The sequence below is a fragment of the Vibrio sp. TAP-3B genome (assembly GCF_057784735.1).
This window is the reverse complement of the sequence record NZ_CM173496.1, coordinates 840915-863842: the sequence shown is the minus strand read 5'-3', so window position 1 is coordinate 863842 and position 22928 is coordinate 840915. Positions and strand designations below refer to the sequence as shown.

Genomic DNA, 22928 nt, shown 5'->3' with positions numbered 1-22928 from the left:
GCCCGTGATGAACAAAGGCGTACAACTGATCTTTATTCTTGTGGCCAGCCTATTATCCAGCTTCTCGGTGATGGCACAGACGCTTCAAGCCAGTGTCAATAAAACACAAGTTGCTAAGAATGAAGTGATCAACCTCAGGATCATGGCAGATACTGAGATCAGCTCAGATGCAATTGACTTTAATGTACTTGAGAAAGACTTTTTCTTGGGTCAACCTCATTATGGTCGCTCCAGCAATAACATTAACGGAAGAAAATCTGTGCGTACTGAGTGGAGTATCTCAATTGCGCCGATGAAAGAAGGTGTTCTGACTATTCCGAGCTTTTCCGCAGATGGCATGAGAACGGAGCCAATAAAACTGCGTGTCACCGCAAGCCAAGCAGAACCTAATCTCGATGACCTATTTAGCTTTAATATCAATGTCGACAACCGCACGCTGTACCCTCAGCAATCTGCGACATTACGTATGCAGCTTTTGATCAAAGCGGATACCCGCCGTCTGGATAACCCACAGATTGTGCCTCCACAGATTGAAGGCATGAAGCTTGAAGCACTTGGTGGCTTACAACAAGGACAGAAGATCTTAAATGGATTAGAAGTAGCGGTCATTGAACAGTCGTTTCGCTTAACGGCGAATCAGCCGGGCACTTACACCTTGATAGGTCCTAAACTGACAGGCTCTTACATTTATGGCGACAGCTTGACGGGCTCAACCAAGATCATGCCAATCAACACCAAAGCTGAGCAAATCTCTATCGAAGTAAAACCAATCCCAAGCGAATTTGAAGGTGAATGGCTTCCAGCTTCAGCGTTAGAAATGACGCAGAGCTGGCAAGACGATCAAGGTAACCCAATGTCGGTTAATGCGCTCAACACTGTCAAACAGGGCGCTTCACTCACTCGAACCATTCAAATTAAAGCTCGCGGAACACAAGCCGAATATTTGCCACGAGTGAGTATTGATTATCCAAGTTCGCTGCGGGTCTACCCAGAACAGCCTCAGTTCGACAGCGCGAAAGATGGCACGGTTATCATGACCATGAAGCAAGTTCTCATCCCAACCGAAGAAGGCTCATATATTTTACCGGGGTATACTCTGAACTGGTGGGACAGTCAACGAGACACGACAAAGCAAGCGACGTTGCCTGAGCTGAATCTAGAAGTCGAGCAAAGTGACACTGGATTGATCACGTTACCGGAATCCCCCCAGCCAGCACCACCCGCGCAAAGTACCAGTCCAACGCGACAAAATGGCGTGAATGAGATATGGCAAACCTTAACCTTTGTTTTCGCTGGACTATGGGTGGTAACGTTAGTCATTGCGTTTTTAATTTGGAAAAACCGCCCAACAACCGCACGAGAACAAACCATACAAGCCGAAAACCCACGCGGTGTCGAGACATTAAAGAACATCATTAAAGAAGGTGACGCCGCTAAAATTGAACGTTCTATAAATGAATTCTTAAATACGCACGGAGAAAGGTTAAATCCCGCGGATGTGCAAGCAGTAAAACAAGAGCTCAATGTGATGAACCAAGCACGCTTTAGTGTGACCCCACAGCCGTGGAGCCCAGACTCGCTACTGGCTAACATTCAAAAACTTGGGCAAGCAAAAATAATAAAACCTAATCACCAGCTAGAAAAACTATAAACAGCAGACTCACAGCTGAAGTGATATCGATAGAAAAGCGTGTACGAGAAAAAAAGGCCCCTCGTGTAGAGGGGCAAAGTTACCATCGCTTATAGTTATTTGGTTATGCTAATAAATATGATGGATTAACCGAAGTCGCCATTTACGTAGCCTTGAGTTCGGTCGTCTTGCGGGTTGCTAAAGATCACTTGGGTGTCGTTATGCTCAACCAACTCGCCCATCAGAAAGAACGCCGTGCGGTCGGAGATACGGCGTGCCTGCTGCATTGAGTGAGTGACGATAACGATGGTGTAGTTTTTTTTCAGCTCTTCCATCAATTCTTCAATTTTGTGCGTTGCAATCGGGTCAAGTGCTGAGGTAGGTTCATCCATCAAGATCACATCCGGCTCCATTGCAATGGTACGTGCGATACATAACCGCTGTTGCTGACCACCAGACAAACCAAACGCGTGCGATTTAAGACGATCTTTTACCTCATCCCACAAGGCGGCACTACGTAGTGAACGCTCAACCACTTCATCAATATGCTTCTTGTCTTTGATTCCCTGAGCACGCAGACCATATGCCACGTTTTCATAGATGCTCATTGGGAATGGGTTTGGTTTTTGGAATACCATACCCACTTTGATACGAAGGTCTGCAACGTCAATATTGCCGTAAATATCTTCGCCGTCCATTGCCAGTTTACCGGTGATTTTTACCCCTTCGATAAGATCATTCATACGGTTCAAACAACGTAGCAACGTTGACTTACCACAGCCCGACGGGCCAATCAATGCCGTAACTTGGCGTACTGGAATTGGCAAATTGATCGATTTCAGTGCTTGGTTATCACCGTAAAATAGATCGAGGTTTTCAATGTCAAACTTGTTCATGTTCTTAATCTCTTAAATCTTGAATTCGTGTTTTTAAACGTGCGTTTTTAATTCGTATTGTTAGTAAGTTGCCGTATTAAAACGTCGTGCAATCAGTTTAGTCACCATGTTGATCAAAAGAACAACAACGATAAGCACGGTTGCGGTACCGTAAGCCTGATTCCATTCTTCAACAGTAAACAGTTCGGTCGTCAGTTTGTAGAGGTGAACGGTTAGCGTCCGACCAGAGTCCAACAAAGAATCCGGAATACGCGCCACCATACCTGCGGTCAAAAATACTGGAGCCGACTCACCAATGACACGACCAATACTTAGAATGATCGAGGTTAAGATGCCTGGCATTGCACTCGGAAGGATCAAACGCCAGATAGTGTAGATTTTTGATGCGCCAAGACCATAAGAGCCTTCGCGATACGTTTGTGGCACTGCCATTAACGCTTCTTCTGTGGTACGGATGATCACCGGCAAAATCAGAATACTCAGTGTTAGTGCCCCCGACAGAATCGAGAAACCAAGACCAAGAATGGCGACGAAAAAAGTCATACCGAATAGGCCGAAAATGATTGACGGGATCCCCGCCAGCGACTCGGTACAGAATCGGATGATTTTCACCAAACGGCTGCCGACTTTCGCGTACTCGGTTAAGTAGATTGCCGTCATAATCCCCAGTGGCGCGGCCACTGCGATAGATGCAATAACCATATAGATGGTCGACACGATCATTGGGAAAATGCCGTGCTCTTCACCAGTACGGGTATAGTCATCAGTAATAAAATCCCAATCTACATGTTGTAGACCGTTTGATAGGATGTACCAGATAATCCAGAACAAAAAACCTACCGTTAATCCCGCCGAAATCCAAACGAAAACGTTAAAGACGTTATCTTTGAACTGGCGAGCTTGTTTTAGTTTTGCGCGATCCATAATAGTCACCTTTAACGAGCGATTACTTCGCTTTTTCTCGATTGAGGTAAAGCAATACTGCGTTCAACGACATGATGAAGGCCAGAAGCACCACACCAGTCGCGTAGAGAGCATTCGCGTGGATACCACTGGCGTAAGACATTTCGATAGCAATGTTGGCGGTCAGCGTACGCGCAGAGTCTAAAATGCCTTCTGGCATCGCAGGCGCATTCCCCATCACCATAATAATGGCCATTGTCTCACCGAGTGCACGACCAATACCCAGAATCACACCAGTCATGATGCCTGAACGAGCCGCTGGAACGAGTAATTTAAAAATGGTGTAGATTTTAGATGCGCCCAATGCCAAGGAGCCTTCTTTATAGGCACGTGGCACCGCACGAATTGACGTTTCAGATACCGTAATAACGGTTGGTAGAATCATCACACCGAGCACGATGATACCCGCCAAAATGGTATTACCAGCAGGAACATCAAAGATTTTTTGAATCAACGGTACGATGATAACCAAACCAAAGAAACCGTAAACGACGGAAGGAATACCCGCTAACAGCTCAACCGCAGGACGAATAAGATCCGCAAGACGTTTCGGTGCGATTTCTGCGATAAAAATGGCGGTCAAAACCCCTATAGGCACACCAACAATAACCGCGCCAATAGTTGATACAACAGAAGCAACAATCATAGTCGCAACGCCGTATAACGCCGGTGGTAGCCAGTTTTGGCCAAAGATAATGCCCGATACGCCAACTTCTTGGAACGCTGGGATACTTTCTCGAACAATAAAATAGGCGATAACGGCTAAGGATACGATGCCGATCACGGCACTGGTCAGGAACAAGCCGTGAAAGATCCGCTCTCTCCAATCTACACGACGTTTCTCGCGTAGGCCGGGCTTGCTGATAGCTTTAGTATTCATAAGCTTTTCACTATTTGTTGCGATGGTCATTTAAAATATCTCACGGTTCTGGTTTTTGCCGATGAACACGATGAATAGAAAAGGCTCAGCCCTAAATGGCGGGCTGAGCAAACTTAAGAGTCCAATAAAATTAATTCACTGAGATGTAACCGTTTTGGTCAACAAGCTTTTGCGCATCTTCAGTTAACATCCAGTCTAGGAATTTTTGAGTTTCTGTTGATGGCTTGCCTTCTTTGTAAAGAACAAGGAATGGACGAGCGACCTTGTAAGAACCACTCTTAACATTCGCCACCGTCGCATCCACACCGTCGATTGCTAGTGCGTTAACCGTGTTGTCTACTGTGCCTAGCGAGATATAACCGATTGCGTATGGGTTAGAAGCAACCATTGTTTTTAGTGCACCGTTACCGTTTGCAACTTGAGCACGTTGAGAGATAGCCGACACTTTCTTACCTGAAATTTTCATTTTTAGCGACATGATGTCTTCGAATGCACCGCGAGTACCAGAAGCCGTATCACGCGTGATAGCCACAATTGGCTTGTCTGCACCACCGACTTCTTTCCAGTTTGATACTTCGCCTTTGTAGATTGCCGTCACTTGTTCTGCAGTTAGGCCAGGCAGTTTGTTTTGTGGGTTAACAACCACTGCGATACCGTCACGTGCAACCACTTCTTCGATTAGTGTTGATTCTTTTTCAGAGTCTTTTAGGTTACGAGAAGACATACCAAGGTCTGCTGACCCATTTTTTGCGGCTTTCACACCAGCGGAAGAGCCCGGTCCTTGCACCTCAATATATACATTAGGGTTCTTCTTCATGTATGTTTCAGAGAAAACTTCCATCAGTGGCGTTACGCTGCTAGAACCCACTGCAGAGATAGTTTCTTTAGCAGAAACAGGAGTTACTGCCATTGCGCCTAGAAGTGCGATTGCACCGATTACTGTCTTTTTCATCACAATTTCCTTAAGTGGCGTTATTGCCGTTGTGTTTCACTCGAACGATGCTCACTTTAGAATCCGAATATGACAATTGTGTTTCACTTCGTTGAACCCTCTATGACACGTTGTCATTTTTGTGTCTTAATGGCGCAACTTAAGTGACTGGCAATTTGCGGCTTTGACCTAATGGACGCGCTTCTCGCGCACTGTTGTACCAAGCTCATCGTGCAACGAATAGGCGAGCAACGTTACCGTTATCGATTTAGCTAAAAATTTAAAGAGTGATCATGCATCTAGCAATGCCGCAATATCTGAGCTACAAATGAAGCGATAAAAAGCGTACGAGGAATAGAGTTTGGTTTCTACAAATAAGCTAATTCGCTATGTTGCAACGGAAGTGGCTGATGTCTTTGAAAAAGAAAGTGAATTAATGAAACAAGTCCAATCAAATCAACTGTCGCAAGTACTGTTGCTTTGGCAAGTAAAAAGTCCAACCTTGGTGTTACCAGCAGGCAAGAAATGGCTCGTCTCAGAGCAATTAAAACTAACGCTCGATAAGTTAGGGTGGAAGTTGTTTTCACGCAAAACGGGCGGTGCGCCAGTGCCTCAAGTTCCTGGCATTATTAATCTGTCCCATATCTATCACTGGCCAGAAGATAAACCTTACGATATTAAAAAAGCCTACCTTGATTTGTGTTCAATCCTGACAGTGTTTTTCGAGCAACTCGGGGTCAACGTTGATGTGCATGCAACGCCTTATTCATACTGCGATGGCGAATACAATCTAAACATCGCAGGACAAAAAGTGGTCGGAACCGCGCAACGTGTTTTGCTTAAGAAGGGGGGTGGCCAAGTCATTTTATCCCAAGCCTGTATTCTGATAGACGCCAAGGTTAATGAGATTGTAGAGCCAGTCCAACTATGCAATCAACTATGCGGTCATGACGATGACATTAAAGGCGATGTGCACACTTCGTTGTTTAAACATATCAAAGCAAGGCCGTCGGTTGACACCCTGTTTCAAAAGCTGACCACTGCGTTTTTAGAGCATGCGAAGAGCATATAACTTTATTTACGAAGCCAAAAGACGAGGCGCTATCCGCTCCTCATCTATTTCTTTGACGTTAAAAGCGAACTTCGACGGATACCCCTTCAATCCAGCGGCTTTTTTCTAACGGCTCATCAAAACTTAGTGTCACTTTTAAATAAGCAGGTTGGCCCTCAAAAGGACTTTGCAGTTCAGGAGGTAATTTATTCACCACTTCAACTGGCTGAGATACGGTCGCTGCAAACTTTCGGCCATCGGGAAACACCACTTTCGCTTTCTTATCTATTTGACTGTATTCAAGATGCTTCGGATTAAGAAAAGCGATGATTTCTGGTGTCACATTACGAGCAATCGTAAGCATTGGTGTATTTTTTGCCACATTTTGCCCCTCATGTACGTGAATATCCAGCACACGCCCATTTATCGGAGAGCGCAAGGTCAGGCTTTCTTGTTGAGCACGCTTCACCACCAGCTCGCGCATTAATGCTCGGTATTCTTGCGCTACAGGGCCCGCGAGCTCTAATTCTTCAAGATGGCGCATCGCATCCACATAAGCGATTCTCTGGCTGTTCAACTGATTGTTCAGAGTATTATCAACACTGACAATGGCTGCATAATCCACTTCAGAAACTTGCCCTTTCTCTCTGTATACATCGTATGTTTTCTGAATTTCTTCAACTTTTTTCAACCCCGCTTCAGAGCTTTCAATCGCGCTTTTGTATAGCTCATCCGTGTTTTGCACCTGCTTTTTAGAAAGCTCAACGAGCTCGTCTTGAATAAAATCAATTTCTTTATTTAACGCATTATCTTGTAACAATATCAGTGATTGCTCCTTCGCCACGACAGAGCCGATATCCACGGGAACGGGTCCCACAGTGGCAGCTCGCGTTGCTGTCACGATCAATGGATAAGAGGTAATCACTCCCGGAGCGGTGACTAAAATTTGAGTTTTAAACAAGTAGTAAGCCATCAATACAAGAGGGCTAATAACAATGGCTAAAATCAGATACCAACGAAGCCGGTAACCACCGCGCTTTGCTTGCCCGTAGACGACTTTCATGCCGCTCTCCGACTGCGGTTTATGCCTTTTATCTAAGTAAAAGTTAACTTTCATATTAAAACTTTTTACCTCGCTTCAATACCCACCAAGGCGCCATACTCGATTCTTCATGGCTTCGCCTTACCACTTCGTTAACCATGGAGAAGGCGGTAATTAAGCGCATAAAGAATTGGTACACTGGATAAAGAAATAACCATTTCACTGACTTTAAATCTTCTTTTTTTCTCTCTGATACCAAACCGATATACACAACAAAGAGCAAAGCCGACAAAAAGAGATAAACAAAGTAGAGCATCAGCATCAGAGCTAGGACAAACTTAATTGGATATACAATGACCATATATACGCAAAATAGTACGACAAGCAGTGGCAATAAAACGTTCTGTATCACCCCATAAACTAAAGTGAACAAGAAGTTTCCCCACCCTAAGAGCGTCGGAGATAAGCCCTCATTGTGTTTTCGTAAAAACAAAAACAGCAGGTCTCCATCCCAACGCAGTCGTTGTAATACCAAGCCTTTGAGGGTGTCGGGGACATCTGTATGTCCAATCGCATGATTGGCAAACGCTAATTTATTATTCGGATAGCGCCGCTTGTATTGCTTTAAACGCATGGTTAAGTCTAGGTCCTCTGCGGTATGCGTATCCCACCCCCCCACTTGCTTCAATAAATTTTTCCGAAACGCGCCAAATGCCCCTGAAATATTATTCAGCACTCCCCACTTTGCCATTCCTGTCTTACCTGCTTGCATGGAGAGCATGTATTCGAGCGATTGCATCTTCGTGAGTAAGTTCGCATTATGATTTCGAACTCTCAATGCCCCTCCGCTGGCAATAACCTCTTTGTTAGCAAACTGTTGCATCATGGTAAAAACCATATCGTTATCAAACGAAGTGTCTCCATCCACATTGATCACTATCTCGCCGCGAGCCTCCGACAAACCAGCATTGAGCGTAGAAACTCGCCCACCACGCTGCCACTTAGGTAAAACACGCACTTTGCGGTTACGTACCCTCGCATGCCTTTTTTCGCCATTTAGCGCGGCTTGGTAGGTCTCTTGGTTTTGCACGGCCCCATCCACCACCACCAAGATTTCGATCTGCCCCGGATACACCTGCTCAACCAGCGTATCGATAGTAAGGCCTATCGCTTCACCTTCACCGTAACAAGTAATGATAATACTCACCGATGGGAAATAAGTCAGGGCTTGCTCTTCAGGGACATACGCCCAACGAAAAATCCCGGTTAATACCAGCAAATACAATGGCAGTTCGATGACGATCATGACCGGGAATACCAGCAGCCACAGATCTTCGTTATGCAGTAACATCCCACCAAGATAGTCGAGCAGCACCAAGCTATCTTGCAACATAGATCTCACCTATTAGTGACTCAATCCAGCCGGACACCCCGTCTTCTATAATTGGGTTGGGTAGCTCCCAAGCAAAGACATTCAACTCAAATTCTTTGTCTTCGATAAGCTCTCCAAGTTTAGATAGCTTCTCTTGCAGAACCGTCAAACTCTTGTTTGTTGTGTTGGGCATGAGTACGAGCAGCACGTCTTGTTTATACTGACAGCAAATATCGGTATCACGGAACATTCCGCTCAGTCGGCGTGTTAACTGGTCCATTAACGAGAACAATTTTGCATCGCCATACTGCTGACCATATTCATTGAGCGTAGGTAAATGTAACCCCAGCAACAGATGCTGCTCTTGATGTCTCAATGCCACCTTATTCAGCCAAGTAAGTAAGTTTTGGAAAAAGCTAATTTCTACTTTTCCTTTTATCGAGAGTTCAGGCGCCTGAATTGATTTGCCATGCTGGTAAATGTACTCGCCAACGTCACCAAGTCGATACTGATGAATTTTACGGACCACCAGTTCTTCAACCTTCATCTTCGCATCACAACTTAAACAATGGCAGCTCGTTGCTGCTTCGACAAATAAGCCAGTGCAACGGTTACACACATAGTTTTCCAGCGGGCGATCATAATCGACCCCGATGTGACGCAACTGCGTTAAGCATTTAGGGCACTCTAACTTACCGCGGCGTTGAAAACTTTGTTGGTCGCCAACATGACCGCAAGTGAAACAATGCAAAGAGCTTTGAGTATCAATGTCAATGCTACTGCAATCTGGGCAAACTTCGACATAATTGAGGTGGCCACTATTGCACTGTGAGCACACGCGAATTCTATCAACCAGCTCTTCTGCCTCTAATACTCCACGACTTTGTTCTGACAGCACATATCTGTACGTCGAATAAATATCAGGAAACAGAACATCGATAATCGGATATGAATATATCGGTGTTGATTCAAGGCTTTTCATTGCCTTCACTCTACGTTGCCGATTCACTCCGAGCCAACCAATCATTGGGTCTAGCCATTCAAGTTCATCCATCGTATCAAGCTTGCGCTGAATCGCTTGCCATGCATTGATCGACCTTTCTTCGTCGAATAAACCATCCGTAACACATCTTGAGTACGCCGTTTCTTGCGTGACATACACCGCCCATGACCATCTCCCCGGCTGCTGATAAAAGGCGGATAGCGCCTCATCAATTTGCCGAGCGTTTTGCTCGGCAATGCACACCATCCCTCCAAGCCCTGTAGGTATTTCCTCCACACTGTTGACATTAATTAGAGTCTCAAACGAGCGCTCTGGGAGTCGGTCACCGACCCAATAGAAATAATTATTTTTTAAGGGCATTTTATGAACTCTCAAAACCATAAATGTTGTTCATCACATTAAAAATATACAACTGAAAAGAGAAAAACCTCACAACCGAACTAGCATCACCTCTCGCAAGTTAAATATTATAAAAAACAATCAGTTAATTTGACTTAACGCTTATTATCACCGTAAATATGTATGTACGGATAAAATGAGATCAAGATCAAATACGGAATTAGTTGAAGCAAACACGTAAAAGCCTCAGAATGTCGGACTTTTCGCATAGAATCTAAATTCATGCGTTGTTATCCAACTCGACAATTGAGAATCATATATATGGGTTTTACCTCGTTAGGTCTATCTGCTCCAATCCTTAAAGCAATTCAGGAAAAAGGCTACGACACCCCCTCCCCAATTCAGGCTCAAGCAATTCCAGCGATTTTGGAAGGGAAAGACGTCATGGCGGCAGCACAGACTGGTACGGGTAAAACGGCAGGCTTTACGTTGCCCATTCTTGAACGCTTATCTAACGGCCCTCGCGTTCGTAGCAATCAAGTGCGCACTTTGATCCTGACACCCACACGTGAACTTGCCGCTCAAGTTCAAGAAAGCGTGTCCATGTACGGTCGCCATCTTCCTCTAACAAGTGCGGTCGTGTTTGGTGGTGTGAAGATCAACCCGCAAATGCAACGTCTACGTAAAGGTGCCGATGTATTAGTGGCGACGCCGGGTCGCTTGATGGATCTTTTCAATCAAAATGCAGTTAAGTTTGACCAACTCGAAGTTTTAGTCCTAGATGAAGCAGATCGCATGTTGGACATGGGCTTTATCCGCGATATTCGTAAGATTCTTAATTTACTACCAAAACAGCGCCAGAACCTTCTGTTCTCAGCAACGTTCTCTAACGAGATTCGCGATCTAGCCAAAGGCTTGGTCAACAACCCTGTTGAGATTTCGGTTAGCCCGGCGAACTCTACAGCAAGAACGGTAGAACAGAGTATTTACCCAGCAGACGCTAAGAAAAAAGCGCCCATGTTGGTAAAATTGATTAACGATGGTGATTGGCAACAAGTCCTCGTGTTCATGCGTACCAAACACGGTGCTAACCGTTTGGCGAAATTCTTGATCGAGCAAGGTTTGCCTGCAGCCGCGATCCATGGCAACAAAAGCCAAGCCGCGCGCACCAAAGCATTGGCCGATTTTAAATCGGGTGGGATTCGAGTATTGGTAGCAACGGACATCGCGGCGCGCGGTATCGACATTCCTCAGTTGCCTCAAGTCGTGAACTTTGAGTTGCCAAAAGTGGCTGAAGATTATGTTCACCGTATTGGCCGTACTGGACGTGCGGGTGAGGTGGGTAAAGCGATTTCTCTAGTATGTGCCATTGAAGCACCAGAGCTCTTCGCCATTGAACGTTTAATTAAACAGCTACTGCCACGCAAAGAGCTTGCAGGCTTCGCACCAACCAATGCAGTGCCAGAATCAAAACTGGATACGCGTCCAATTAAACCGAAGAAGCCTAAAAAACCCCAAACGCAAAAAGCCGACGGTGGCAACACACAATCTACAGACGCTAAAGAATCAAATGGCGCGAACAAACCTAAGCGTCGCTTCAACGGTAACAAAAATGGGTCAAACCAAGGCGCCGCTGGCAAGCCTAAAGGTAATCGCGAAGGTCAAGGTCGCGCAAACAGTCAACCTGACGGTCGCAAACCAAACACCAGCAAGCCAACTAGCAATCAGAATAACAGCAGTGCCAAACCGTCTGGTAACCGCAAGCCGAACAGCACGAAACCTGCAGGAAATAAACCATCTGCCCAGCGCCGTGCGAAAGTCGCTAATTAAGCGGACTCAATGGTTTAATTACGGGTCTCTTTCATCATACTGACTCTGACTGAACCACGATATGAATAAAAGGCACTCTTTTCATGACCATCAAGTGAACAGAAAGACCTTCTCAACTTGCCCTTTTCGCAGAAAATCGGTCTGAGCGTCCGGCTCAGACCAGAAAGTGGCAAGTTGGCGGGTTGTATCAAGGATTTCTGCAATCACAGATAGATCATGCTGAATATAACCTCGTTTGTCTCTGCCCCCTTCCCTTTTTGCTCTGTATAACCATGCCTCATGGTTTGAACACTTGCACCCAATTCACGATGCGTGAGCAGTCGAATGCCTGATTTTAAATAGCCACTACACAACACACATTCAACAAGACAATCACCGATAGCGATGTACTTGACAGTGCTTGAAAGGATGATCGGCTTCAGAAAAATTGTCATGACACCGTATTTTAATGGCTTCCCCCATCACCATCTGTAACCTAAATTTAACAATTGATGACTTATTAGCTACCAAATGCGGTGTAATGCACAAAAATGAGCCACAATTGTAATAATTGCCATGAGAAACAGAGATCCCACAAGCCGGTTAGATGTCATCGTTTAACCCAAAATACGGCCGCAATAGTGAGTGCAAGAGCGGTAAACGCAGGTCTGACTGACCTGATAGAAGGTAACAATACCTCAACGTCTCCGAAGGCCGATAAGGCGTCGGATTTTTAGCAAGGAGAGCATATGAGAGGCATTGTTTTGCATTTTACACTGGATGAATTCCAAGATCGGTTAACAAAAGTTCGCCAGTCGATGGAAGAACAGCAATTAGATATGCTCATCATTCATGATCCTTCTAACATGGCGTGGCTGACAGGCTATGACGGTTGGTCGTTTTACGTGCCGCAATGCGTTGTGGTGGGATCATCTGGAGAACCCGTTTGGTTTGGCCGTTGCCAAGATGCAAATGGCGCATACAGAACCGCCTACATGGCGGCAGAAAACATCACTTATTACCCCGATCACTATGTGATGAACCCACCGTTGCATCCCATGGATTTTCTCGTCGAAGCCATACTCACCCCTCGCCTTTGGGACCGTGGTCGTATCGGCGTAGAAAAAGACAACTACTACTTCAGTGCCACCGCGTACGAATCACTCACTACACACTTACCCAATGCTCAATTGCTGGATGCCACTGGCCTTGTCAACTGGTGCCGCGCCGTCAAATCGGATCAAGAACTGGCTTACATGTACCGCGCCGCACGCATTGTAGAAAACATGCACCGTGTCGCCTTCGATATGATTGAACCCGGTTTGCCTAAGCATCATTTAGTTGCAGAGATTAACCGCCAAGCCGTACTTGGTCATGAAGACCACTTTGGCGATTACACCGCAATCGTACCGCTTTTACCATCGGGATCGGATGCCTCCGCGCCACACCTAACTTGGGATGACAAACCATTCAAAAAAGGCGAAGGCACCTTTTTCGAAATTGCGGGGGCCCATCGTCGCTACCACTGCCCTCTTTCTCGCACCATTTTTCTTGGTGAGCCCGATGATAAATTCAAACGTGCAGATGAAGCGCTCACGCTTGGTCTGGAAGTCGGCTTAGAAGCTGCGAGACCAGGCAATACCTGCGCTGACATCGCCAATGCACTAAACAAAGTTCTCGATAAAGCCGGTTTCTCGCGTGAGGGCGCGCGTTGTGGTTACCCTATCGGTCTGAGTTACCCGCCAGATTGGGGTGAGCGAACCATGAGCTTGCGTGATACCGATAAAACCGTGCTGAAAGAAGGCATGACATTCCATTTTATGCCTGGATTATGGTTCGAGGATTGGGGCCTAGAAACCACGGAAAGCATCGTCATTACCCGTGATGGCGCAAAAACATTGTGTGATTTCCCGCGCCATTTATTTATCAAACACTGAGCTTGAAACCAAAAGGACTGGCTATGCAAAATAGCTCGATCACAGCCACCGTCGACTTTGACCGAGAAGGTATGCAGCACGGATTTTTAACCCTGCCGTACTCCCATGATGACTCCGCTTGGGGAAGCATCATGATCCCAATAACCGTGATTAAAAATGGAGAAGGACCAACGGCCCTGCTCACTGGTGGGAATCACGGTGATGAATATGAAGGAATTACGAGCTTGCTCAAATTGGCAAACTCGCTTCAAACAGAACAAATACAAGGTCGCGTTATTATTGTACCCATGATGAATTTACCCGCGGTACAAAATGCTTCTCGTACTTCTTCTATCGATAAAGGCAACTTGAACCGCAGCTTTCCCGGTAACCCCGCTGGTACAGTCACCGAGAAAATTGCGGATTACTTCATCCGTTATCTTGTCCCAATGTGTGATTTTGCGTTGGATATTCACTCTGGCGGTAAAACATTAGACATTGTGCCTTTCGCCGCCGCTCACCGCTTAGACAACCCCGTTCAAGAAGAATCATGCATCCTAGGTGCAACACTGTTTGGTGCGCCTTATACCATGATATTGCTCGAAATGGATGCCACCAGCCTGTATGACACAACAGTGGAGTCTCAAGGTAAAATCTTTGTCACCACAGAGCTCGGAGGCGGTGGAACCAGTACGCCACAAACCATTGCTTACGCCGATCGCGGTATCCGTAACTTCTTACGTTTTTCAGGTAATTTACCCGGTGAGTACGAAAAACCAGCACAGCCAACCAAGTTGCTAGATATGCCAGATGCAAGTTGTTATGTGCAAAGCCAGCACCACGGCATCACCGAATACTTATTTGAGCTTGGCGATCATGTCAAACAAGGCGATGTGATGGTGAGAATTTACCCAATCGAACGTACGGGGACACCTCCTACCGAATATAAAGCGCAACGCAATGGTATTTTTGCTGCACGCCGTTTTCCTGCCATGGTAAATATGGGTGATACCGTCGCCGTCATTGCGAACAACATCGAGTCTGATGAAGATAATGGATAAGACGAATTATTTTATCGTTTAAAAGGAGAAGCATCATGCGCCTCGATCGCTACGACGTAAAAATTCTACAAATACTGCATGACAATGGCCGTATTACCAAATCTCACCTTGCCGAGGCCATTAACCTATCTGTGAGCCCTTGCTGGGAGCGTGTCAAAAAACTGGAACAAGCAGGCATCATTGAAGGCTACGGGGCAAAAGTAAATACCGATGTTTTGTTCAAACGAACGTCGGTCATGGTTGAAGTGACGCTCAAAGAGCACAGCGCCCAAGCGTTCAAACGTTTCGAGCAACTGGTTCAACACTCACCAGAAGTCACGGATTGTTATGCCACAGGCGGCGGTGTCGATTACATCCTCAAAATTCAGTCGGAAGATATTGATCAATACCAACGGCTTATCGACAACTGGTTAGAGTCAGAAGTGGGCATTGAGCGCTACTTTACTTACATCGTGACGAAAACAATCAAACGTGATGCCGGCACATTAGGAGTGAACCAAAACGCCTTGTTCTAAAAGGGAAAACACGCTTAAAAGACGACCAGAAAAATCACCATATCTAACGGTGTGGAAAAGAAAGTTTTGATGGTTTAAACCTCGGCATCAGAAATTATTTCGGTCACTTCTCTATTACAGTTTAACTATGGACAACGACGCTGGGAGAAGGACTCATGACAGCACTGCACAGCTTACATGCTGAGGAATTAAAAGCCTCGCACGACATGATGGCGATAATGAAAGACATACGTTTGGTGAGAGGTTTAGCGTACGTCAACGGCAAATGGGTAAGTGGTGAACAATTTCATCCGGTGAATAATCCGGCGGATGGTACGGTCATCGGCTACATTACCAAGCTATCTCAGCAGCAACTCTATCAAGCGATTGATGAAGCTGATCAAGCCTTTCGTCAATGGCGAAAAATGCAAGCAGAAGAACGCGCTGAAATTCTCATGCGTTGGTACGATCTGATTTTAGAATCACAACAAGATCTTGCTCGTTTGATGGTTATGGAGCAAGGCAAAACATTAGCTGATGCTTTGGGTGAAATAGACTACGGCGCCTCCTTTGTTCGTTGGTTTGCAGAGGAAGCACGCCGCAGCTATGGCGAAACCATCCCAAGTCATATTCCGAATGCGCAGCTGTCGACGGTGCGCGAACCGATTGGTGTCGCAGCACTGATTACCCCATGGAATTTTCCTAATGCGATGGTCACCCGCAAAGCCGCCGCAGCATTAGCGATAGGCTGTCCAGTGCTCATCAAACCCGCCAGTGAAACGCCCTTTTCCGCATTAGCCTTGGCAGAATTAGCAGACCGAGCTGGCTTTCCGCCGGGTGTATTTAACGTGATCACTGGTGATGCGGTGATGGTGTCACAAACCTTGTGTCACTCCGATAAAGTCAAAGCACTCTCGTTCACAGGCTCAACTCGGGTGGGTAAGTTGCTGCTGCGCGACGCGGCACAAACCGTGAAGAAGTGCAGCATGGAGCTCGGCGGTAATGCCCCTTTCATCGTGCTGCCAGATATGGATGTCGAGCAAGCAGCCAAAGCCGCCGTGGATGCCAAGTTTCAAACCGCAGGACAAGACTGCTTGGCCGCAAACCGTATCTTCGTCCCTGACGATAAGTACGAAGCGTTTTTGGAAGCGTTTGCCAAAGAAATGAACCACATCGTTTTAGGCAATGGTTTAGATGAGAAAACCACCATGGGGCCGCTGAACAATCGCGCTGCGGTGGATAAAGCGCATGATTTGGTGCGTGACGCACTCGACAAAGGCGCGCGATTGGTCGCGGGATACCACCAGCCCGTACCAGGCGAAAACTTCTTCGCGCCGACATTGCTGGCCGATGTCACCCCAGACATGGCGGTGTATCGCGAAGAGAATTTTTGTCCTGTGGCAGGCGTATTGCCTTACCAAGACTTAGATACCGTGATTGAAATGAGCAACGACACTGAGTACGGCTTAGCTGCCTATGTTTATGGTCACGATATTCACCAAATTTGGCGCTGCATGCGTGGTTTGGAATTTGGCATGGTGAGCGTGAACTCCGTCAAGATGACTGGTCACCCTATCCCATTCGGCGGCGTGAAACAGTCAGGGCTTGGACGAGAAGGCAGTCGCCACGGCTTTGAAGAATACAGTGAAATCAAATACTGCTGCTTAGGCGCTTTACCAACCGTCAGTGGCAGTTAAGGCACAAAATATGGATATCCAATTATTCGAGGAGAAGGATCATGAGCAATAAAACCCAACAACTTTTAGAGATCGATCGTCAGAGAGTATTTCATGCCTCAACCCACCTGAAGCAGTATGCGGCTGGGGAGCTTTCGGGAAGAATTATCTCGAGCGGAAACGGAATACGCATCACCGATTCAGAAGGCATCGAGCTGATAGACGGCTTTGCCGGGTTGTATTGTGTGAACATTGGCTATGGCAGGACTGAAATGGCCGAGGCTATTTATGAACAAGCCAAACAGCTGGCGTATTATCACACTTACGTCGGCCATACGAACGAAGCACTAGTGACACTGTCAGATCGCATCATCAAAATGGCGCCTGAAGGCATGAGCAAAGTCTACTACGGCATGTCCGGCAGTGACGCAAACGAAACACAACTTAAGTTAGTGTGGTATTACAACAATGCTCGTGGTCTACCAGAGAAGAAAAAAATCATCTCCCGTGACCGCGGCTACCATGGTTCAAGTATCGCTTCGGGTTCAATGACAGGGCTGCCTCTGTTCCACGCGCATTTTGATTTACCGCTTGAACGCATCAAGCACACCATGGCGCCGTATTACTATCGCCGTGAAGACGACAACATGTCTGAGCTTGAATTCTCTCAATATTGCGCGGATCAACTCGAAGCGATGATCTTGGAAGAAGGCCCAGAAACAGTCGCAGCGATGATTGCAGAACCAGTGCTCGGTACTGGCGGTATTGTGCCACCACCAGAAGGGTACTGGCAGGCGATTCGCAAAGTGCTCGACAAATACGATGTACTCTTGATTGCGGATGAAGTGGTGTGTGGCTTTGGTCGTCTCGGCTCCGATTTTGGCTCGCTGCACTACGACATGAAACCGGATCTCATCACGGTAGCGAAAGGGTTAACTTCGGCGTATCAACCGCTGTCTGGCGTGATCGTCGGTGAGCGCGTTTGGAGTGTGCTAGAAAACGGCACCGACCAATGGGGCGCTATCGGACACGGCTACACCTACTCCGGTCACCCAATGGGAGCGGCAGCCGCGAACTGCAACCTCGATATCATTGAACGTGAAGGCTTGGTGCAAAACGCAGCCGACGTCGGCGCTTACTTGCAGCAACGCATGGCGGAGACGTTTAACGATCATCCATTGGTCGGTGATACTCGTGGCGTTGGCTTGTTGCATGCGTTGGAGTTTTCTTCAGACAAACTCCGCCGAGCACACTTTGACCCAAACTTGAAAGTGGGCCCGCAAATCGCGGCGGCCTGTTTAGAACAAGGGTTAATCGCTCGCGCCATGCCACATGGTGACATCCTTGGCTTTGCGCCACCGCTTATCGCCAACCGTAATGACATCGACACTATTGTCGACAAAGCGCACCAAGCGATAAACAAAGTGATGGATACCCTCGTCACCTCTAAACAGTGGCAGCCAAAATAGCCGCGACTCACACCACTCTACGATTACCGCCTCTCTCCAAAACGGGAGGGGCGATGCAAAGAGAGGAAATACACCCAAGCACAAGCACAAGCACAAGCACAAACAATTTTTGCCGTGAAAACTATCCACGAAAACTCAACGGGGTGAGAAGTGACATTCCACTATTCCCGATTTAATCGCAACCATATCAAGATGAAGTTTGGTTAGCACTCGCCCCTCTCGCCATTGGTGCTTTAAATGGCCAGCCGCTCTGGAGTGCATACACTTGCTAGAGTCCGATAATTTGCTCAACCCATCCTCATCACCCTTTCTTTGCTGATAAGGACTGGGTAAAATGTACGAAATTACGCACTGACTGGATGAAACATGGCAAAACTAACCCTTCAAGAACAAATGCTGAAAGCTGGCTTGGTTAATGAGAAAAAACTAAAAAAAGCGAAAAAAGGCTCTAAAAAATCACGCGTTCAAGCACGTGAAGTAAAAGAGGCGGTTGAAGAGAATAAACGTCAGCAGTTAGAGCACGATCAACAGCTCAACGAGAAGCAAAAAGCAGAACGATTAAGTAAAGAAATTAAGGCGCAAATCAACCAGTTGATCGAGATGAATAAGATTGACTTGAAAGATGGCGACATCAAATACAACTTTACTGATGGTACTCTAGTGAAGTCGCTTTATGTCGACTCAATGATTCGCAAACAATTGAGCGCCGGCATTTTAGCGATCGCTGTGGTAGATGGAAGCTACGTTGTTATCCCACGTTCAGTGGCGAACAAAATCGCACAACGAGATGAATCTGTCATTATCGACCAGAAAGAGCCGGAATCAGATACTCCAGATGAAGACGACCCATACGCAGATTTTGTCGTACCTGATGATTTGATGTGGTAAACACCGACCACCTTCAGCTAACCCAACAAAAAGAGCCGCTGATCTCGTATCAGGCGGCTCTTTTCGTTCGATTTACCGTGGTTTCTACTGCTTACTTAGGAGCAAGTTGGCACCAGATGCAGCTAAGAACAGTGCACATCCGCGATTGAAACGTTTCGCCATTTTGGGATTTGAAAACCAGTGTCTAAGGTACAAACCAAAAATCGCATAAATTGAAATGGCGACCATTTCTAAAATCAAAAACGTGGAGCCAAGGGCAAAAAACTGCTCATTAATATTCGCCGTCACATCGACAAACTGGGGCAAAAATGCAGTAAAAATAAGAATCGCCTTCGGGTTACCGGCGGCAAGCGTAAACTCTTGTTTCGCAAGCCCTGCATAGTTACGTGAATTAGTTAACTCAGAGATCGGGCTCGATTCCGAACGCCAAAGGTTGAATGCAATCCACAATAGATACAACGCACCCACCAGCTTTAACGCTAAAAACAGCATTTCTGACGTATATAAAATCACAGCTAGCCCCGAAGCAGATAAAGCGATCATGCCAGAAAAAGCGGTGATCCGACCTAAACTTGCAACAAAAGCCGCGCGAAACCCATAACAACGTGCATTATTCATTGCCAGTAAGTTGTTGGGGCCTGGAGTCATATTCAGAGCAAAACAAGCGGGAATAAAAAGGAGGAGCTTCCAAATGTCCATGATAAAAAAATGGCCTTAATTTTTAGTAATAGCCTGCACCGTAACATTGGCCGTTAGAATGAGTAAATAAAAACGTTCAGCTCTAGAGCATTTCCGCTTCAAATCGCGCCGTTCTCGCCTGCGCTATCGTACAGTTAGTTTCTGCCATCAACTCTGCCAACGTGATATTCGGGTTTTGCCCCACCAAACGAATCAGTTTGTCTTCTAGCGATTCTAATTTATCTTGATGAGCGGATAATCCATTCTCCAACTTATTCATCACAAATCTTAGCTCTTCACATTGTCCTGCTTTTAGCTGCTCAAGAAGCGCTTTTAAGTTCAAGGCCTCCCCCGAAACTTGCCAATGACGAGAGCGCCTGACTCGCTTAACTTCACACCCACAATCTTCCACCATGACTTTAATGCGTTTAGCATTCTCACCGCCAATGCGATGAATCAGAGATGGAAGCGAAACCGTGATGTTATGATCATTCATCCGTTACTCCCCTACCGCCGACACATTTTCCCCAACCCAATTCAGTAACTGTTTAGCGGCTTTAGATAACACCTGATTTTGGCGCACAATATAGCCAAAATCAGTATTGGGGAAGCTAGGTAGAGGCGTTATTTGTCGAGATATTTTCAGCCTTGGGTCAAGAGAGAAATCTGGCACGATGGCGGTACCAAAGCCCGCTTCGGCCCAATCAATTTGGGCCTCTACGCTGCCCACTTCCATCACTCGATGTTTTGGTAGGTTCAATTCTGGTAACGATGCATCAATCAATTCACGAGTTCGTGTATCGTGCCCGAGCAAAATCAATGTCTGGCTTTCTTTCTTATTTTCTTGCCACTCAAAAATATTGTCACCAAACGCACACCAATGGATTTGGGTCAACGAGGTAAAGTGCAGTGGCTGGCTCTCTTTTTGTGCGATCACGAAACCAATATCAGCGCGCGCACTTTTCACCAACTCCACCGCTTGCGAAGACGTGGTGTTGAACAGCGCTAAGTCGATGCCCGGATATTCACTTTTGAATTGTTGGAAAGGTTTGATAAGCAGTAAGCGCGAAACAATGTCGCTCGCCGCAATAGAAAGTGAGCCCTGTGTAAGATCGTTAATGGCATTGAGATCGGACTGACAAATTTGCAGCTCATTAAGCATCCGCTGCGCCGTAGCGAATAAACGCTTGCCCGCTTGGGTCAGTTGTACGGGATTACGTTCAATTAATTTAGTGCGCGTGGCTTGCTCAAGCTGCTTGATATGCAAGCTTACGTTCGGCTGCGTCATGTGCAGTTCTGTCGCGGTTTTGCCGAAATGTTTGACTTCTGCCAGCGTGGCGAAGGTTCGCAACCAATTCAAATCTAACATTGCCCATTCCGATATGAGATTCTTATCAAGTTAATGAGTATAATTAATTTCTCTTATTGGGTCGAACATCTTAAGATTTTTGCATCTGTTTTGGGAGATTAAATTATGTCGTCTATCGTTGTTGTGGGTGCAAACTGGGGTGATGAAGGCAAAGGCCGCATCGTTGACTTTTTGGCAGAGCAGGCTTCTGCAAGCATTCGTTTCCAAGGGGGTAACAACGCGGGTCATACCGTGGTTAACGACCTAGGTACGTTCAAGCTGCACCAGCTACCAAGTGGCGTATTCAACCCAGACTGTTTGGCAGTGTTAGGTCCGGGTATGGTTATCAGCCCTGCGTTGCTGTCTCAGGAGATTACGGAAGTTGAAGAAGCGGGCGTAAAAGTGAATATGTGCATCTCTGATCGCGCAACACTGTGTCTACCTCTCCACGCACTAGAAGATACGCTAGAAGAACAGCGTTTAGGCGACAAAGCATACGGTTCAACTCGTCAAGGTATTGCCCCTGCGTACGGTGACCGCGTAATGAAGAAAGGCATCTTAGTTGGTTGGTTGAAGCAGCCGGACGTATTGGTGGAACGCCTGCAATTTATGATGGATTGGAAATTGCCTCAGCTGCGTGCGCTTTACCCTACCTTCGAGTTTGAACAAACGGCTGAAGAGTTGGCGAACTGGTTGCTAGAAGTGTCTGCTCCTTGGCGCGATGCTATTTGTAACGTGACGCTTCCTCTAAAAGCACTACAGGCAGAGAACAAAACGCTTTTATTCGAAGCGCAGCTTGGCGCGGGTCGTGACCTTGTTTACGGTGAGTACCCTTGGACAACCTCTTCTAACGTTGTGTCTATGTACGCGGGTATCGGCAGTGGCCTTCCTGCACTTCGCCCTGAGCGCGTTATTGCGGTTGCAAAGGCATTCAGCTCGTCTGTGGGTACGGGTACGTTGATCACGGCAATGGAAGAGCAAGACGCGTTCCGTGAATTAGCCGGTGAATTCGGCGCAACCACGGGTCGTCCACGTGACATGGGTTACTTCGATGCCGTTGCGACGAAAAACGGCGTTGAACTGCAAGCCGCAACTGAAATTGCGCTAACGAAAGTGGACTGTCTGACAGGCCTTAACGATCTAAAAATCTGTGTTGGCTACGAAGGCGATCACAATGAGAACCCAATCTGGCCTCAAACGGCCGCACTAACGCCAATCTACGAAACAATGGAAAGCTGGAGTGAGGACATCACAGGTTGCCGTAAGTTCGAAGAGCTACCAGCAGCCGCCCAGCAATACGTTCTACGCATTGAAGAACTGATGGGCGTGCCAGTGAAAATGGTGTCTGTAGGTCCTGGCCGTGAACAAATGATTATGCGCTAAAGTGTGAATCGACACCAACTCTGATTGGTATCGCACACCATTGGCAAGCGGCTCTTATCTGTTCCGGGGTAGAGCCGCTTTTTTTGCTTAAAGATCAGA

Annotated in this window: 20 protein-coding genes; 10 read left to right on the top strand and 10 right to left on the bottom strand. The window is 46.6% G+C overall.

Annotation, left to right across the window (positions count from 1 at the left end; genetic code table 11):
- Nucleotides 1–4: 4 nt before the first annotated feature.
- The gene (locus tag AC3D28_RS18365) at nt 5–1651 is read left to right on the top strand and encodes a BatD family protein (protein WP_488536250.1); all 1647 of its coding nucleotides are present in this window, start codon (nt 5–7) and stop codon (nt 1649–1651) included.
- A 125-nt stretch (nt 1652–1776) separates the two neighbouring features.
- On the opposite strand, the gene pstB is transcribed toward AC3D28_RS18365, so the two are convergent.
- The 4 genes from pstB to AC3D28_RS18345 form a co-directional block, all read right to left on the bottom strand.
- Complete coding sequence (pstB, locus tag AC3D28_RS18360) at nt 1777–2526, bottom strand: phosphate ABC transporter ATP-binding protein PstB (protein ID WP_098413637.1); 750 nt, start codon at nt 2524–2526, stop codon at nt 1777–1779.
- A 60-nt stretch (nt 2527–2586) separates the two neighbouring features.
- Nucleotides 2587–3450 (bottom strand): phosphate ABC transporter permease PstA, encoded by an 864-nt coding sequence (gene pstA / locus AC3D28_RS18355; protein ID WP_098413636.1) that lies wholly within the window; start codon nt 3448–3450, stop codon nt 2587–2589.
- Nucleotides 3451–3472: 22 nt separating this feature from the next.
- A complete protein-coding gene (gene pstC, locus AC3D28_RS18350; protein ID WP_488536249.1) occupies nt 3473–4399 on the bottom strand; it encodes a phosphate ABC transporter permease subunit PstC in 927 nt (308 codons plus the stop codon).
- Between the two features lie 100 nt (nt 4400–4499).
- Nucleotides 4500–5321 carry a phosphate ABC transporter substrate-binding protein gene (locus tag AC3D28_RS18345; protein WP_098413634.1) on the bottom strand — a complete coding sequence of 274 codons (822 nt, stop codon included), beginning with the start codon at nt 5319–5321 and terminating at the stop codon, nt 4500–4502.
- Between the two features lie 340 nt (nt 5322–5661).
- Between AC3D28_RS18345 and AC3D28_RS18340 the strand changes: the two genes are divergently transcribed.
- Nucleotides 5662–6372, top strand: a complete 711-nt coding sequence (locus tag AC3D28_RS18340; protein WP_488536248.1) for a lipoate--protein ligase family protein — start codon at nt 5662–5664, stop codon at nt 6370–6372.
- Between the two features lie 58 nt (nt 6373–6430).
- On the opposite strand, the gene AC3D28_RS18335 is transcribed toward AC3D28_RS18340, so the two are convergent.
- From AC3D28_RS18335 to AC3D28_RS18325, 3 genes are read right to left on the bottom strand one after another with little or no spacing between them, the layout of a single operon-like run.
- Nucleotides 6431–7468 carry an HlyD family secretion protein gene (locus AC3D28_RS18335; RefSeq protein ID WP_488536247.1) on the bottom strand — a complete coding sequence of 346 codons (1038 nt, stop codon included), beginning with the start codon at nt 7466–7468 and terminating at the stop codon, nt 6431–6433.
- Nucleotide 7469: 1 nt separating this feature from the next.
- Nucleotides 7470–8786: a glycosyltransferase family 2 protein gene (locus tag AC3D28_RS18330; protein ID WP_488536246.1), complete on the bottom strand. Its 1317-nt coding sequence runs from the start codon at nt 8784–8786 to the stop codon at nt 7470–7472.
- Nucleotides 8773–10128, bottom strand: a complete 1356-nt coding sequence (locus AC3D28_RS18325; RefSeq protein ID WP_488536245.1) for a TackOD1 domain-containing metal-binding protein — start codon at nt 10126–10128, stop codon at nt 8773–8775. The genes AC3D28_RS18330 and AC3D28_RS18325 overlap by 14 nt, the downstream gene beginning before the upstream one ends.
- A gap of 300 nt (nt 10129–10428) precedes the next feature.
- Between AC3D28_RS18325 and AC3D28_RS18320 the strand changes: the two genes are divergently transcribed.
- The 7 genes from AC3D28_RS18320 to AC3D28_RS18290 all read left to right on the top strand — a co-directional run bounded on the left by AC3D28_RS18320 (nt 10429) and on the right by AC3D28_RS18290 (nt 19420).
- Nucleotides 10429–11937, top strand: a complete 1509-nt coding sequence (locus AC3D28_RS18320; RefSeq protein WP_488536244.1) for a DEAD/DEAH box helicase — start codon at nt 10429–10431, stop codon at nt 11935–11937.
- 728 nt (nt 11938–12665) lie between these two features.
- Complete coding sequence (gene doeA, locus AC3D28_RS18315) at nt 12666–13853, top strand: ectoine hydrolase DoeA (RefSeq protein ID WP_098413628.1); 1188 nt, start codon at nt 12666–12668, stop codon at nt 13851–13853.
- A gap of 23 nt (nt 13854–13876) precedes the next feature.
- Nucleotides 13877–14893, top strand: a complete 1017-nt coding sequence (gene doeB / locus AC3D28_RS18310; protein WP_488536243.1) for a N(2)-acetyl-L-2,4-diaminobutanoate deacetylase DoeB — start codon at nt 13877–13879, stop codon at nt 14891–14893.
- 35 nt (nt 14894–14928) lie between these two features.
- Nucleotides 14929–15408 (top strand): Lrp/AsnC family transcriptional regulator, encoded by a 480-nt coding sequence (locus tag AC3D28_RS18305; protein ID WP_098413626.1) that lies wholly within the window; start codon nt 14929–14931, stop codon nt 15406–15408.
- 155 nt (nt 15409–15563) lie between these two features.
- On the top strand, nt 15564–17084 hold the full coding sequence (locus AC3D28_RS18300; RefSeq protein WP_488536242.1) for an NAD-dependent succinate-semialdehyde dehydrogenase: 1521 nt from the start codon (nt 15564–15566) through the stop codon (nt 17082–17084).
- A 41-nt stretch (nt 17085–17125) separates the two neighbouring features.
- Nucleotides 17126–18532 carry an aspartate aminotransferase family protein gene (locus tag AC3D28_RS18295; RefSeq protein ID WP_098413624.1) on the top strand — a complete coding sequence of 469 codons (1407 nt, stop codon included), beginning with the start codon at nt 17126–17128 and terminating at the stop codon, nt 18530–18532.
- Between the two features lie 366 nt (nt 18533–18898).
- Entirely contained in the window at nt 18899–19420 is a 522-nt protein-coding gene (locus tag AC3D28_RS18290) for a DUF2058 domain-containing protein (protein WP_098413623.1), read from the top strand.
- A gap of 84 nt (nt 19421–19504) precedes the next feature.
- Here AC3D28_RS18290 and AC3D28_RS18285 read toward each other — a convergent pair whose 3' ends face one another.
- The 3 genes from AC3D28_RS18285 to AC3D28_RS18275 all read right to left on the bottom strand — a co-directional run bounded on the left by AC3D28_RS18285 (nt 19505) and on the right by AC3D28_RS18275 (nt 21467).
- A complete protein-coding gene (locus AC3D28_RS18285; RefSeq protein WP_098413622.1) occupies nt 19505–20119 on the bottom strand; it encodes a LysE family translocator in 615 nt (204 codons plus the stop codon).
- 82 nt (nt 20120–20201) lie between these two features.
- The gene (locus AC3D28_RS18280) at nt 20202–20594 is read right to left on the bottom strand and encodes a ribosome recycling factor family protein (protein WP_488536241.1); all 393 of its coding nucleotides are present in this window, start codon (nt 20592–20594) and stop codon (nt 20202–20204) included.
- Nucleotides 20595–20597: 3 nt separating this feature from the next.
- Nucleotides 20598–21467: a LysR family transcriptional regulator gene (locus AC3D28_RS18275; RefSeq protein ID WP_488536240.1), complete on the bottom strand. Its 870-nt coding sequence runs from the start codon at nt 21465–21467 to the stop codon at nt 20598–20600.
- Nucleotides 21468–21572: 105 nt separating this feature from the next.
- On the opposite strand from AC3D28_RS18275, the gene AC3D28_RS18270 reads away from it, so the two are divergent.
- Nucleotides 21573–22829 (top strand): adenylosuccinate synthase, encoded by a 1257-nt coding sequence (locus tag AC3D28_RS18270; RefSeq protein WP_098413619.1) that lies wholly within the window; start codon nt 21573–21575, stop codon nt 22827–22829.
- The last annotated feature ends 99 nt before the right edge of the window (nt 22830–22928 follow it).